A 14,285-nucleotide genomic window follows, 5' to 3' on the forward strand; every position below is an offset into this window, starting at 1 on the left:
GATTTCAGGACTTTCTCCGTGTCGTCCATGGCTTCGTGGAAGGCTGATCCGTCCGGTCAGAGCCGTCCGAGGAGCTCTCTTTGGTGCGCATCGCGAAGGAAGACGCCGAGATCATCCGACGGGACTGCGGTCCCGGGGTCGTCGAGGAACTCACCGACTGGGCGCGGGAGGAGAGGCTGACGGCACTGTATGTGCGGCGCCCCCTGTGGAGTGTGCCCGGCAGGAGCTACACGGGCGCCTCGCTCCTCGCGGTGGAATGCGCGCCTCCGGCCCGGATGCTCGTCGTCAAGGTCCTCCCCGCCGGCGCGTCCGCCCGCGAACCCGAGGCGCTGAGCGCGGCGCTGGACGCGGCCCCGGACTTCGCCCGGCGCCACCTGGTGGGACAGCCGTTCCCCGCCCGGGACCTTCCGGACGGTCGGACCCTCATGTTCCAGGAAGCGGCGGGCGACAGCCTGCGGGACAGCACGCCGTTGGGTTCGCTCGACGGCGAGGAGACCGACCGCGTGCTCGTGGAGGTCGTACGCGGGTTGCTGACCGAGTGGAACGGTCCCGCCGAGGAGCGGGCACAGGCCGCCGTCCCGGAACCGGTGACCGCCTCGGAGTTCCTGCGCGCCGAACTGGGCGACGCCTGGGAGGGCGGTGGTTCGGTCCGGGCCTGGGGTCGCGGTCTGGGCGTCCTGGAACCCTCGCCGCCCTGGGTCTACAGCGACGGACTGCGTCTGCCCAACCCCTACCTGATGGTGACCGGCGGCTCCGCCGCGCTGCCCGATCCCTCCGTACGCGTGCTGCGCGGCCGGGCCCACGGCGATCTGCACCTGGACAACATCATCGTGTCCCGCTGGGAGAAGGAGGTCCGCGCGGACGAGTACCACCTGATCGATCTGTGCACCTTCCGCGACCGGGCCGCGCTCGGCCGCGATCTCGCGACCCTGCTGCTGTCCGCCCTGGTCCCCCACATTCGGCACCCCCTGCCGCCGGACCAGCGCCACGCCCTGCTCCGGTTCGTGGTCGACCCGGCCGCCACGCACCGCGCCGAGATCGTGCCGAAGGCGGCGGCGCGGGTGGCCGCCGTCCGGGACACGGCGCTGCGGATCATGCGCGAGCGGCACTGGAGCGAGTCCTGGGAACTGCAGTTCCTGCTCTCGCTCCAGGCCCAGGCGCTGCTGTTCACCTCGTACACCGACCTCGGCGACACCGGTCGTACGTGGTGCGCGCGGCTCGCCGCGCACGCGGCCGGAGAACTGCTGGGGCGTACCGGCGCGGGCGGGACGGCGGATCGGCCGTCCGAGCGGCCCGCCAGGGATTCGTTCGAGATGCCCGGACTGACCGGGCCGCGCGCGTCGGCCGCCCCCGCCTTCGTACCGGACCAGGCGCCCCGCCGGAAGCTGTGGGGTGCGGAATCGGGGGTGCGGGACAAGGAGGCCGTGGTCGGGTTCGGACCGGACGACACGGTCGTGGTCGTCGACGGGCGCGGAGGCGTCAGGCGGTGGACCGTCTCGGGTGAGGAACTGCCCGGCGTCGGGGGCCGGTCACCGGCACTGCGGCTCGGGCACCAGGCCCTGGTGGCCTCCCTGACCCACAGCGTCGTCGCGGCCCGTCCGGAGGAACTGGACATCACACACTTCCCCCGGGACGGCGGCGTACGGCGCGCGGCCCCGGTCCGCCTCGGTACCGATCACTTCCTGGTGACCAGCGGCGGCGACGTCCTGGCGACACACGACAGGAATCGGCTGACGGTACGGAGGTTCGACGACGGGACGCCGATCGAGTCCGTCGTGTGCCCGCCGGCCCTGGCGGCGAGCGCTGTCAGCACCGACGGTTCCGTGATCGCCATGGCGAGTTCGAGGAGGGTCCACATTCACCGGAGGGGCGGCGAGCCACTGGTGAAGGAGACCGAGAACAGCCTGCCGTACGCCAGGAACTGGCTCCTGCGCGCGGCGCTGCCCGACCCCGGGTGCTGGCTGGCGGTCTCCCCGTCCGGCAGCCACGTGGGGTGCGTGACCTTCGCGGAGGTCGTGGTGTGGAGCGTCGACGACGACAAGGAGGTCTACCGCAGACCGCTGGGAGACCGGGAGAGCCTCGAAGGACTCGGTGCGGCACAGATGCGTCTGGTGTGTACGGACACGGGCACCCTGCTCTGGCTCAAGCGCGGCCGGCTCGTGTGCCCCACCGTCGGACCGGCCGGGACCCAGCTTCAACAGTCGGGCTACTACAACGACTTCGCCGCCACGCGTGACGGACGGCGGATCGCGACGCTCGACACCACGGGCCGGCTCGACGTGTGGGAGACGTGACGCCGACCGGAGGCACGTAGACGTGCGGGAACGGCCCCGAAGGGAACACCGGGACGTGCCGGAACGGCCTCCGAAGGGGGCGCGCGGTGGCACACGTCCTCCCCAGAACGCGCCCCTGGTGAAACGCACTCCGATTGCCGCATGGGAAGTGCCGAGCGTGCCCACACGCCGCCTCTCAGCTGACTAGCGTGACCGTCACATTTGTTGTCCGGGCGGGCCGACCTGGCCTGCCCGGACGCATGTCACCAGCACACGAACCGGGACGCGACCGGTCCCGGCCGGTCCGCCGGTCCGTCGCCCCACAGAGGACAACTGTGAATCTCGACAAGCAACAACGGGACGCCACCGAGCCGCCACCCGCTCCACGCCGCCAGCGGGGCATTCCGCGGTGGGTCGAACTGCTCGTCCTCGCCGCGACGGCCGTGGGCGGCTTCTTCGGCGGGCAGGTGGTCGTGATCAACAAGGATTCCGGGGGCGACGCGAAGCCGTCGGCGGAGGCCACCGTGACCGCGACCGTGACAGCCACCTCGACCGTCACGGCGAGCCCCTCCGAGACCACTCTCGCCGGGGGCGAGACACCCACCGACGACCCGAGCGACCCTTCCGGGAGCCCCGCCCCGGGCCGACGGACCTTCCTCGCGGACCTGGGCGTGGTGGACGGCGGCGGCTCGGTGAACGCCTCCCCCGCCACGCTGCTCGGTCACAGCTATCCGAAGGCCGTCCGGCTCAACTGCGACGAGAACGGCCAGAGCGCCGTGTACAACGTCAGCGGCTACAAGACCCTCCAGGCCTCGGTGGGCATCGCCTCCGATTCGTACAACGCCATCGGGTCGGTCGGCTCCGTCTCCGTGACCAGCGCCTCCGGGAACCAGATCGGTCGCCCCGTGGAGACCCGTTCCAGCTCCGTCACGAAGCTCTCGGTCGACATCTCCGGGCAGGACCAGGTAAAGATCACCTGCGTCATGACGAAGACCGGCTCGGAGGGCAACTCCTACTTCACCACGGCGCTGGGAGACGCCGTCCTGATCGCCTGACCGTGCCCGGTCGCATGGCCGGCACGACCCGGCGCACGTTCGGTATTTCGAAAGTTTCGGCCCGCGAGGAGTCCTGTGGACTTCCGTCAATCCTTTCCCCTTCACGCCGTGTTGAGGCGGGCTTAGTGTAGAAAGCGGTTGCTACGCGGTCGCCGTGCCGGTCGCGCGAGCAGTGCTGTTCGAAACTTTCGACGGGCCCTCGGGCGGGCCGGGGAGGCGGGCTCTCATGGTGCGTACGGGAAGCGTGGCCGGGCCGACGCTGGCGGTCGTCGCCCGTGCGGCGGGGGTCTCGGTGCCGACGGCGTCGAAGGTGGTCAACGGCCGGGAGGACGTGGCACCGGAGACCCGCCGCCGGGTCACCGAGGCGCTCGACCGGCTCGGCTACGTCCGCAGACCCCGCTTCGAGGCGGCAAAGCCGCCGGGGCTGGTCGACCTCGTGGTGCACTCGCTGGAGAGTTCCTGGTCGGGCGCGGTGCTGCACGGGGTGGAGGGCGCGGCGCACGACGCGGGCCTGGAGGTGGTCGTCTCGGCCGGCCTGACCCGGACCGGGGGCGGGCGCCCGGAGCGCGACTGGCTGGACAAGCTCACCACGCGGGGCTCGGCGGGCGTGCTGTTCAACCTGGCCGAGCTCACCCCGTCCCAGTACGCCTGGCTGGAGCAGCACCGCATCCCGTTCGTGATGATCGACCCGGTGCTCGAACCGCCGCCCGGTGTGGTGTCGGTGGGCGCGGCCAACTGGCAGGGCGGGGTGCTGGCGACGGAACATCTCCTCTCCCTCGGCCACGAACGCATCGGCGTCATCGGCGGCTTCCGCCGCAGGATGTGGGGCGGCGCCCGGGTCGCCGGCTACCGCTCGGCCCTCGCCTCGGCCGGGATCGGGCACCGCCCCGAGTACGTCCGTTACGGCGGCTTCAGCGAGACCGGCGCCCACCGCCGCATGCGGGAACTCCTCGACCTCCCCGAGCCGCCCACCGCCGTCTTCGTCTGCTCCGACCGGATGGCCCTTGGCGCCTACCAGGCCCTGTCCGAACGGGAGTTGAGCGTCCCGGACGACTTCAGTGTGGTCGGCTTCGACGACCTTCCCGAGTCGCGCTGGGCCACCCCGGCCCTCACCACCGTGCGCCAGCCGCTCTCCGAGATGGCCGCGACGGCACTGCGCCTGCTCGTGCGGATGATGGCGGGCGAGCAACCCGAGGGCACGCGTACGGAGTTGTCGACGCGTCTGGTGGAACGGGCGAGTACGGGGCCGGTACCGAGCAGTTGGAGAGCGGCCGAATCGCTCAGAGGGCGGCCGCCCAGGTGATGCCGCCGAGCAGATGCGCACGGAAGTCGGGGTCCTCGTACGCCTCCGAGGCGTGCCCGAGCGCGGTGTAGAAGACCCGGCCCGCGCCCTGTTCCCGGCACCAGACGAGGGGATGGTCCCGGCCCATGCCACCGCCCTCGTACGAGGATTCGTCGGCGGAGGCGAGGACGCGGACCGCGCCGCGCGGGTTTGCGCGGAAGTCGTACCACTCGTCGGTGAACTCCCAGACGGTCGACAGGTGTTCGGTCGCGGGATGCCCGCGGTCCTCGACGACGGCCTTGCCCGGCTGGTACTCCGGGTGCCGGTCGAAGCGCGCGCCGAGGAGTTCGCCGTAGTACGGCCAGTCGTACTCGGTGCAGGCGGCGGCGTGCACTCCGACGAACCCGCCGCCGCCCTCGACGTACGCCGCGAGCCGGGTCCGTCCGGGCGGGGTCAGCACGTCCCCGCTGGTGGAGAGGAAGACGACCGCCGCGTACGGGTCGAGGGGCGTCTCGAACGCGGCCGGGTCCTCGGTGGCGTCGACGTCGAAGCCGTGGGCCGCGCCCAGGGAGCGTACGGCGGCGACGGCGGCCGGGATGGAGTCGTGCCGGTAGTCGGTGGTGCGGGTGTAGACGAGAACGCGGGTGGTCATGGACGCGAGCCTATGTCTGGTGATCGCCTCAACCCGAGGTTCCCACCTCGTTGTCGGGTGCCCCGTCTCCCGTCGACGGCAGGTCACCCCGCTCCACGGGCGCCGTGGCCGTCCGAGCCGGTGGCAGGACGGCGGCGAGTTCGGCGTCGCTCGGGCGGTGGGCGGAGTGGAGGGCGGAGCGCAGGACGGCCCGCGTCACCTTCGTCGAGTCACCGCTCACTTTCAGCACATGGCCCTTCTCGACGAGCGCGTACTCGTGCCGACCCCCACCGACGCGGTACCACGCGTCGCCGTCCCGCTCACACACCGTCCGCTCGCCCGCCATGCCGCCGACCGGCTGCTTCGGGCAGGACCGCGCCGTCATCGTGCCCCGCTCCACGGACAGTTGGATCTGGGCGTTGGTCTCCTGCGCCCAGTACACGCCGGAGAAGCCGTCGTCGCCGTACACGCCGACCGACTGCTGGGCGAGGGTGAAGCCGGGAGCCTTCGTGACGTACACGAGTTCCGGTGCGATCTGCAACGCCCGGGCACGTGCGTCGAGTTCGGCCCGGCTCGGCACGGCGACCGACGCCGTCGAGTCCACCCCGGTCCCGGCCCCCGCCTTCTCCGTACCGCACCCCGTGAGCAGCACGGGACACAGCAGCACCACCGTGAGCAACAGCACGCGCACAGGTCGGATCATGGCACCCATCCTGCCGCACAGGTGTTCCACAGATCTGCCTCAGTACAGATAAACGTCAGTTCACGGCGATGAAGACGCCCACCGCGAGGAAGGCCGCTGCCGCGAACGCCATGACGACCACCGGTCCCGTCATGTGCCGCCACATCCGCACCCTGGCCCGCTGCGGGTTGTGCGGCGGGTAGATCACGGGCACGGTCAGCCCGGTGGCGAGCCCCATTCCGGATCCGCGCATCCGGGGCTTGAACTCCACTCGGTGGCCCCGTTGGTCGAGGAACTCGATGACCGGCACCCATTCCGGACCGTCGTCACTGCGGACGCGGACGTTGTCGACCACCACGCCGTGGGTGTGGAGCCCGTGACGGCGCAACCGGCGCATCTGGACGCCTTCCGAGAGCGCGCAGCCGAGGAGGAACACGCCGACTCCCCCGCACAGGACGCCCCCGAGTGTGCCTGACATGCCTTCGCCTTCCCTCCGCACCGGTAACCCGTACTTGATCCGTCCCGGCCACAGGAGACGTGCTCCTCCGTGAGTTCGGTTCCCGTCGCTCCGCCCGCGGGGGGACTCTGTCCGATTCGTTCAAGACCCGCTTCCCGCGCCCTGCCTACGGTGTCCCCATGACTCCACGATTCGCCGTGATCGGCCTGGTCGCCTCCGACATGGCCGCCACGCTCGCCTTCTACCGCCGCCTCGGGCTCGTCTTCCCCGAGGGCGCCGAGGACCAGCCGCACGTCGAGGCCGAACTGCCTGGCGGGGCCCGGCTGGCGATCGACACCGAGGAGACGGTCCGTTCGTTCCATGCGGGGTGGCGGCCGCCGGCCGACGGGGGCGGCCGGATGTCGCTCGCCTTCGGCTGCGACGGCCCGGCGGAGGTCGACTCCGTCTACGAGGACCTGGTCGGCGCCGGGTACCACGGCGAGCTCAAGCCGTGGGACGCCTTCTGGGGGATGCGCTACGCGGTCGTGCACGACCCGGACGGCAATGGCGTCGACCTGTTCGCGGCGCTACCCGCGCCCGAGTAGTTCCCCCAGCGGCATGCCCGCCAACTCCCGTACCTCCCGGGCCAGATGGGCCTGGTCGGCGAAACCGGAGCGGGCCGCCGTCTCCGCGAAGGGGACCCCGGCGCGGGCGAGGGCGAGCGCGCGTTGCAGGCGCAGGACGCGGGCGAGGGTCTTGGGGCCGTAGCCGAAGGCGGTCAGTGAGCGGCGGTGCAACTGGCGTGCGCTCAGGCCGAGTCGATCGGCCGTCGCCGCGATCGACCGGCCCGCGTCCAGGGCCGTCACGACCTCCCGCAGCAGCGGGTCGGGGGGATCGGTCGCAGCCGCCCGTTCCAGTGCCACCTGCTCCAGCGCGGTCACCGGGTCGGCGGCCGCGGCGAGCCGCGCGGTGCGGCGCCGGACCTCCGCGGCCGGCCACAGGTCCGCCAAGTCGACGCGCAGGTCGCGGAGTTCGTGGGCGGGTACGCCGAGGAACGTCGGCCCCGTGCCGGGGTAGAAGCGGACGCCCGCCCAGTGTCCAGCCGCGTCCTCGGGAACGTACGCCCGGGTGTCGGGCCCGGCGACGAACAGTCGCCCCTCGTGCCAGAGCAGGTCCATACAGCCGTCGGGAAGCACAGCCCCCACCGTCGAACCGGACGTTCCACGGGACCACACGACGGCGCCCGCCAACCGGGAAGGCCGCTCCACGTACATGTACGTCAGGCTACGCCGCCCGCGTCCGGTGCTCCTGCGGGCTCACCCCGTACACCCGTTTGAAGGCGCTGGACAGGGCGAACGCGCTGCCGTAGCCGACGTGGCGGGCGATCGCCTCGAGGGTGTCGTCCGTTTCGCGCAGCCGGTCGGCGGCCAGGGCGAGGCGCCAGCCGGTGAGGTACGTCATCGGGGGCTCGCCCACGAGTTCGGTGAAGCGGCGGGCCAGCGCGGCCCGGGACACCCCGGCCTTCGCGGCGAGCGTCGCCACCGTCCAGGGGTGTGCCGGGTCGTCCTGGACGAGCCGCAGCACCCGGCCGACGACGGGGTCCGCGAGCGCCCGGTACCAGGCGGGGGCGGCGGCCTCCGGACGGGAGAACCAGGCGCGCAGCGCGGCGATCATGAGGAGGTCGAGGAGCCGGTCCAGGACCACCTCCTGGCCTGGCTCGTCACGGACGATCTCCTCGGTGAGGATCGCGGTGAGCGGGCAGTCCCACACGTCCTGGGTCAGGGAGAGCAGCGGCGGCAGGGCGTCGAGCAGCCTGCCGTTGATCTCGCCCCGCATCATGTACGTCCCGATCAGCAGCACCGTGGAGCCGTCGAGCCGGTCGCCCCAGGTGCGGACGTCCAGGTCCCACTGGCCCTTCAGGGACCGCCCGTCGGGGTAGGTGCACTCGCCGCCCGGCAGGATCACCGCCTGCGGCGGGGTCCCCGGGTCGTCCGCGCAGGTGTACGGGTCAGGGCCGCGGGCGATCGCGAGGTCACCGGCCCGCAGGAACACACGCTCCCCCGCGTCCGGCACGACCCAGGCCTCGCCGCGCACCACGAGCATGATCGTGAGGGGGGCGCGGTCCTCGACGCGCACGCACCAGGGCGGGTCGAAGCACGCACGGATCATGAAGGCGCCGCGTGCCCGGGGGCCCTCCAGCAGACCGGCGAGTGCGTCCATGGCGTCAGCGTAGACGTCCGAGGGGAAGGGACGTAGACGTCCGCTTATGGGAATGAGCCCCTCGGCGATGGGAGTCCTGCGCGGGCGGCGATTCACTGTCGGTATGACGCAGAACAGGGCAGGCGAAGAGCACGTACGGGACATGACGGTGCTGGTGACGGGCGCCACGGGGCGTACCGGACGGCGGGTGGCCGAGGCCGCGCGGGCGGCGGGGCTGAGGGTGCGGGCCGCGTCCCGTGCGACGGGGTTCGACTGGACGGACCGGTCGACGTGGGCGGACACCCTGCGGGGTGCCGACGCGGCGTATCTCGTCCACCCCACGGACGTCGGCTCGCCCGACGCGGCCGAGGTGGTCGGGGGTCTGGCACGGGAGGCGGTCGGGCTCGGGGTGCGGCGGCTGGTGCTGCTGTCCTCGCGGGGTGAGGAGCGGGCGCGGCCGACCGAGGAGGCGCTGAGGGCGTCGGGCGCGGACTGGACGGTCGTACGGGCCGCGTGGTTCGCGCAGAACTTCAGCGAGGGGCCGTTGGTGGAGGGGCTGCTCCGCGGGGAACTGGTGTTTCCCGCCGGTGAGGTGCGGGAGCCGTTCGTCGATGTGCGGGACATCGCGGACGTCGTGGTGGCCGTGCTCACGGGGGGCGACCGGTATGCCGGGCAGGAGCTCGCCGTCTCCGGGCCCCGGCTGCTGAGTTTCCGGGAGGCGGTCGGGGAGATCGCGGCGGCGACGGGGGGTGAGCTGACGTATCTCCCGGTGACGGCGCGCCAGTACGGCGATCAGCTGGCCGGGTTCGGGGTGCCGACGGAGGAGGTCGAGTTCCTCGTCGAGCTCTTCGAGAGCCTGCTCGACGGGCGCAACTCCTACCTCTCGGAGGGTGTGCGGGAGGTTCTGGGGCGGGAGCCGCGCGATTTCACTGCGTTCGCTCGGGAGGCGGCGGGGGCGGGTGTCTGGAAGGGGTGAGGCTCCGCCCCCTGACCCCCCGCGGTGCGTTCTTCGGGTGCGGGTGGTGGGGGCTGGGCGCGCAGTTCCCCGCGCCCCTCGGGCGAGGGCTCCGCCCCGCATCCCGTGCTACTCGTCCGCGCAGTGGTCGTCGTCGTTGTGCTTGCGGGGGTGGTGGGGGCTCTTGACGTGGGTGCGGAGGCGGGAGGTCACGTCCTCCGGGGGGAGGAAGCGGGACCAGCGTTCCGGGAACTCGGAGGGCATGTCCGGGTCGTCGGGGTCGGGGTCGGCGGCGCGGTGGGCGGCGGCGCGGGCGACGTACTCGGCGGCCTGCTCCTGACGCAGGCGCTCGTTCGCGGCGCGGGCCGCGGCCGTGGCGGCGGCCGGCCAGACCCGGTCGATGGCCGCGTTGACGGCGGCGCCGACGAGGACGGCGAACGCGGACACACCGATCCACAGCAGGACGGCCACGGGGGCGGCGAGTGAGCCGTAGATCGTCGGGCCCTCGACCGTGCTGGTCAGGTAGATACGGAGCAGGAAGCTGCCGAAGACCCACATGGCGAGGGCGACCAGGGCGCCGGGCACGTCCTCCACCCAGGGTGAGCGGACGGGCACCGACACGTGGTACAGCGTGGTCAGGAAGACGACCGAGAGCACGATGACGACAGGCCAGTACAGGACCTGCACGAGCGTCGCCGACCACGGCACGATCTGCACCACCGCGTCCGGGCCCGCGACCATCAGCGGCAGCGCGATCGAGCCGATCAGCAGCGCCACGATGAACAGCAGGAACGACATCACGCGCGTCGCCACGATCCCCCGGGTGCCGTCGAGGCCGTACATCACGGTGATGGTGTCGACGAAGACGTTCACCGCGCGCGAGCCCGACCACAGGGCGAAGAGGAAGCCGAGGGAGATGATGTCGGGCCTGCCGCCCTTCATCACGTCGTGAAGGATCGGTTCGGCGATCTGGTGGACGCCCTTGTCCGTGAGGACCGTGCGGGAGGCCTCCATGATGTTGGACTCCAGGCTCGCGATCGAGTGCGCGCCGGTCCAGTCGTCCACGTACCCGAGCAGCCCGATGAGGCTCAGCAGCAGGGGCGGCACGGACAGGAGTGTGAAGAAGGCGGCCTCGGCCGCCAGCCCCAGGATCCGGTACTCCATGCAGGAGTTGACGGTGTCCTTGAGCAGCAGCCAGGCGGTCCTGCGCTTCGACACGTTCCTGTACAGCGCGCGAGCGCGGTGAAAGCGGCCCACGGGAGACCGTTCAGGTGTTTCTTTTGCCTGGTGCACGTCCTTACCGTATCCGTATGGCAGCCAGCACCCACACCGTGACCAACCAGGCTCCGCCCCTGGTCGGATATGACGTCTTTGCCGCCGACCGGGCCCTCGTGGAGGCGGTCGAGCGGCACCTGGATCCAGGACTTCTCGACGAGGCACACGAGGAGCTGTCGCTGCTCGGGCGTACGACGGGCTCCGCGCAGGTGCAGGAGTGGGGGGTGCTGGCCAACGAGAACCCGCCGAAGCTGCGCACCCACGACCGCTACGGCAACCGCGTCGACGAGGTCGATTTCCATCCCGCCTGGCACCGACTGCTCGGCAAGGGGGTCTCGGCGGGGCTGACGGCGGCCTGGAGCCGTCCCGGCGGTCACCTCAGGCGCGCGGCCGGCTTCGTCGTGTGGTCGCAGGCCGAGGCGGGCCACGGCTGCCCGCTCTCGATGACCCACGCGGCGGTGCCCGCCCTGCGCACCGACCCGGCGCTCGCCGCCCTCTGGGAACCACTGCTCACGTCCACCGTCTACGACCAGGGGCTGCGGCCCGCCTCCCAGAAGGCCGGTGTGCTCTTCGGGATGGGCATGACGGAGAAGCAGGGCGGCAGTGACGTACGGGCGAACAGGACCGAGGCGCGGCCGCTCGCCGAGGACGGGACCTACGAGCTGACCGGGCACAAGTGGTTCTGTTCGGCGCCGATGTCGGACGGGTTCCTGGTGCTGGCGCAGGCGCCGGGCGGGCTCACCTGTTTTCTGGTGCCGAGGGTGCTGGAGGACGGGACCCGCAACGTGTTCCGCATCCAGCGGCTCAAGGACAAGCTCGGCAACAAGTCGAACGCGTCGAGCGAGGTCGAGTTCGACGGGACCTGGGCGCGCCGGGTCGGGGACGAGGGGCGCGGGGTGCGCACCATCATCGAGATGGTCGCGGTGACCCGGCTGGACTGTGTGCTCGGCGCCGCCGCCGTCATGCGGCAGGCCGTGGCGCAGGCCGTGCACCACTGCACCTACCGGGAGGCCTTCGGCGGCAAGCTGATCGACAAGCCGCTGATGCGCAACGTGCTGGCGGACCTGGCGCTGGAGTCGGAGGCGGCGACGACGCTGGCGATGCGTCTGGCGGCGGCGTACGACGACGGCGGCGAGGACGAGCGGGCCTTCCTGCGGCTCGCGGTGCCGGCCGCCAAGTACTGGGTGACCAAGCGCTGCACCCCGGTGGCGGTGGAGGCGCTGGAGTGCCTGGGCGGCAACGGGTACGTCGAGGAGTCCGGCATGCCGAGGCTGCTGCGCGAGTCACCGCTCAACTCCATCTGGGAGGGAGCGGGCAATGTGCAGGCCCTCGACCTGCTGCGCGCGATCCAGCGGGAGCCGCAGGCGCTGAACGCGTTCCTGCAGGAGGTGGGCCGGGCCCGAGGCGCCGACCACCGGCTCGACGGCGCGATCAAGAACCTGCTGGGCGAACTCGCCGACCTGGACGGTATCGAGGGTCGCGGGCGCAGGCTCGCGGAGCGTGTCGCGCTGGTGCTGCAGGGGTCACTGCTCGTGCAGTACGCGCCCCCGGAGGTCGCCGACGCGTTCTGCGCCTCACGGCTGGGTGGCGACTGGGGCTCGGCCTTCGGCACCCTGCCGCACAGTCTCGATCTGGCCACGGTGGTGGAACGGGCCCGACCGGTTTCCTGAGCTGCTTCCTGAGCTGTTTCCTGATCCGGTCTCCGCACCGGGCGCGGGGGTGGTGCTGCGCCGACACGGCACCACCCCCGCTCTCTGGCCCCGTTGTGAGGAGCGCGAACGCCGCACGGGCGGCGTTGCTCAAGTTTCCGACCCCGTACGGCTGTTCGCCAGGGTTGCAGGGGGTTGCAACTTTTCCGGCCTCTGTGGCCGGACTGTGTCCCTCCGTCGGCGCCGAGCGGCACTATGAGAACAGCAGTCAGTACGGGCCCGGGCGACCGTGGCCGAAAAGGGCCGGGCAGTGGTGGGCCACACACGCCCTGAACCCGTCGGTCCGTCGGTCCGTCCGGGGAGGATGGGGAGGATTCCGTGGCGCACACGCCGATCGACGTGACGCGGCTCGCCGCCCTGGACGCCGCCCAGGCGGCCCGTGTCCTGCGCGAGGTGCGCGACGCCACGCTCTCCGGACAGCCCGCCCGCCTCGCGCCACGCCCGGTGATCGAGCAGTCCTGGGAGCGCATGCTGCGCAGCGGAGTCGACCCCGACCACGACTTCCGGGCCGGGCTGCTGGTCCGTGACGAGGTCGAGCGGCGGCGCCAGACCTCACAGATGCGGCATGTCCTGCCGGTGCTGCGCGAGGGCCTGCTCTCGGTCGCGGACGTCGCGCACCACATCATGGTGGTCGCGGACGCGGACGGCCGGGTGCTGTGGCGGGAGGGCAGCGCGTCCGTGCTGCGCAAGGCCGACGGGTTCGGCTTCGAGCTCGGGGCGGACTGGCGCGAGGGTGTGGTCGGTACGAACGGTGTGGGCACCCCGCTGGTCGCCCGGCGCCCCGTCCAGGTCTTCTCCGCCGAGCACTTCGTGCGCACCCACCACTCGTGGACCTGCACCGGCGCCCCGATCACCGACCCGCGCGACGGCAGTCTGATCGGCGTCGTGGACGTGAGCGGGCCGCTGGACACCCTGCACCCGGCGACGCTCGCCCTGGTCGGCTCGGTGGCCAAACTCGCCGAGGCGCACCTGCGCGAGCTGCACCTGACCTCGCTGGAGGGGCTGCGCGCGGTGGCGGCGCCGGTGCTCGCCCGGCTCGGCGGGCGCGCCCTCGCCGTGGACCAGGACGGCTGGACGGCCGCGGTCACCGGGATGCCGTACACCGGACGGCTCGCGCTGCCCAAGGCGCTCGCTCCCGGGCGGAGTTGGCTGCCGACGCTCGGGCTGTGCGTGGTGGAGCCGCTGCCCGGCGGCTGGCTGCTGCGGGCCGCCGACGAGCCGGGGCCCCGGCGGGCCGCGCGGATCGTCCTGGATCTGGCGCACCCGCGGCGCTCCTCGGTGACCGTCTCGTCCGAAGCGGGCTCCTGGTGCCACGAACTGAGCCCCCGCCATGCCGAGTTGCTGTACCTGCTGGCCGTCCGACCCGTCGGGCGCAGCGCCTCCGGGCTCGCCGACGACCTGTTCGACGACCCCGGTCGTACGGTGACGGTGCGGGCCGAGATGTCGCGCGTACGGCGGTATCTCGGGGCTTTTCTGGAACACCGGCCGTATCGTTTCTGCGAGGCCGCGGAGGTCGAGTTGGTGCTCCCGGAGGACCCCCGGGACCTCCTCCCCCACTCGACGGCGCCGGCGGTGCGCAGGGCGCGGAATCCCGGGCCCCCTTGTACCGCACCGGGGCCCGACGCGTCACCCGACCGGCCGAATATGCCCCCTGCGAGAGGCAAGGAGCGTATTTCGGGACCGTCTTCCGGGGTCCTTGACCAGGCACGTGGCTCTCTGACGTAGCATCCCTCCACAGGCCACCCCACCCGTCTCTCCGTCAACGTTCTGATCATGAGGGGCAGTTGG

Annotated in this window: 13 protein-coding genes; 7 read left to right on the forward strand and 6 right to left on the reverse strand. The window is 72.0% G+C overall.

Annotated features, from left to right (window positions below; translation table 11 throughout):
• Positions 1–83 precede the first annotated feature (83 nt).
• From KVT44_RS03580 to KVT44_RS03590, 3 genes are all read left to right on the forward strand, one after another.
• On the forward strand, positions 84–2,294 hold the full coding sequence (locus KVT44_RS03580) for a hypothetical protein (protein WP_217566062.1): 2,211 nt from the start codon (positions 84–86) through the stop codon (positions 2,292–2,294).
• 314 nt (positions 2,295–2,608) lie between these two features.
• Positions 2,609–3,328 carry an NPCBM/NEW2 domain-containing protein gene (locus KVT44_RS03585; RefSeq protein WP_190174455.1) on the forward strand — a complete coding sequence of 240 codons (720 nt, stop codon included), beginning with the start codon at positions 2,609–2,611 and terminating at the stop codon, positions 3,326–3,328.
• Positions 3,329–3,554: 226 nt separating this feature from the next.
• A complete protein-coding gene (locus KVT44_RS03590; protein WP_217566063.1) occupies positions 3,555–4,631 on the forward strand; it encodes a LacI family DNA-binding transcriptional regulator in 1,077 nt (358 codons plus the stop codon).
• Here KVT44_RS03590 and KVT44_RS03595 read toward each other — a convergent pair.
• The 3 genes from KVT44_RS03595 to KVT44_RS03605 are packed head-to-tail and all read right to left on the reverse strand — an operon-like array spanning position 4,609 to position 6,401.
• Entirely contained in the window at positions 4,609–5,262 is a 654-nt protein-coding gene (locus tag KVT44_RS03595; RefSeq protein WP_217566064.1) for a ThuA domain-containing protein, read from the reverse strand. The genes KVT44_RS03590 and KVT44_RS03595 overlap by 23 nt on opposite strands.
• A gap of 28 nt (positions 5,263–5,290) precedes the next feature.
• Positions 5,291–5,944 (reverse strand): hypothetical protein, encoded by a 654-nt coding sequence (locus tag KVT44_RS03600; protein WP_217566065.1) that lies wholly within the window; start codon positions 5,942–5,944, stop codon positions 5,291–5,293.
• A 55-nt stretch (positions 5,945–5,999) separates the two neighbouring features.
• Positions 6,000–6,401, reverse strand: a complete 402-nt coding sequence (locus KVT44_RS03605; RefSeq protein WP_190174458.1) for a DUF3592 domain-containing protein — start codon at positions 6,399–6,401, stop codon at positions 6,000–6,002.
• A 158-nt stretch (positions 6,402–6,559) separates the two neighbouring features.
• Here KVT44_RS03605 and KVT44_RS03610 point away from each other — a divergent pair, with 158 nt between their 5' ends.
• Complete coding sequence (locus tag KVT44_RS03610; RefSeq protein ID WP_190174459.1) at positions 6,560–6,964, forward strand: VOC family protein; 405 nt, start codon at positions 6,560–6,562, stop codon at positions 6,962–6,964.
• Here KVT44_RS03610 and KVT44_RS03615 read toward each other — a convergent pair.
• Both KVT44_RS03615 and KVT44_RS03620 read right to left on the reverse strand, forming a co-directional pair.
• A complete protein-coding gene (locus KVT44_RS03615; RefSeq protein ID WP_217566066.1) occupies positions 6,947–7,633 on the reverse strand; it encodes a helix-turn-helix transcriptional regulator in 687 nt (228 codons plus the stop codon). The two genes, KVT44_RS03610 and KVT44_RS03615, sit on opposite strands and share 18 nt — an antisense overlap.
• Before the next feature lie 10 nt (positions 7,634–7,643).
• The gene (locus tag KVT44_RS03620) at positions 7,644–8,579 is read right to left on the reverse strand and encodes an AraC family transcriptional regulator (RefSeq protein WP_217566067.1); all 936 of its coding nucleotides are present in this window, start codon (positions 8,577–8,579) and stop codon (positions 7,644–7,646) included.
• A 103-nt stretch (positions 8,580–8,682) separates the two neighbouring features.
• Between KVT44_RS03620 and KVT44_RS03625 the strand changes: the two genes are divergently transcribed.
• Entirely contained in the window at positions 8,683–9,534 is an 852-nt protein-coding gene (locus KVT44_RS03625; protein ID WP_217566068.1) for an NAD(P)H-binding protein, read from the forward strand.
• A 108-nt stretch (positions 9,535–9,642) separates the two neighbouring features.
• Here the strand turns inward: KVT44_RS03625 and KVT44_RS03630 are convergent, their stop codons facing one another.
• Positions 9,643–10,806: a YihY/virulence factor BrkB family protein gene (locus tag KVT44_RS03630; RefSeq protein ID WP_217566069.1), complete on the reverse strand. Its 1,164-nt coding sequence runs from the start codon at positions 10,804–10,806 to the stop codon at positions 9,643–9,645.
• Positions 10,807–10,823: 17 nt separating this feature from the next.
• On the opposite strand from KVT44_RS03630, the gene KVT44_RS03635 reads away from it, so the two are divergent.
• Positions 10,824–12,458, forward strand: a complete 1,635-nt coding sequence (locus KVT44_RS03635) for an acyl-CoA dehydrogenase family protein (protein WP_075031033.1) — start codon at positions 10,824–10,826, stop codon at positions 12,456–12,458.
• 357 nt (positions 12,459–12,815) lie between these two features.
• Positions 12,816–14,222: a GAF domain-containing protein gene (locus KVT44_RS03640; RefSeq protein WP_217566070.1), complete on the forward strand. Its 1,407-nt coding sequence runs from the start codon at positions 12,816–12,818 to the stop codon at positions 14,220–14,222.
• Positions 14,223–14,285 lie beyond the last annotated feature (63 nt).

The sequence above is a fragment of the Streptomyces sp. GbtcB7 genome (assembly GCF_019091445.1).
GTDB classification, from domain to species: Bacteria; Actinomycetota; Actinomycetes; order Streptomycetales; family Streptomycetaceae; genus Streptomyces; species Streptomyces mirabilis.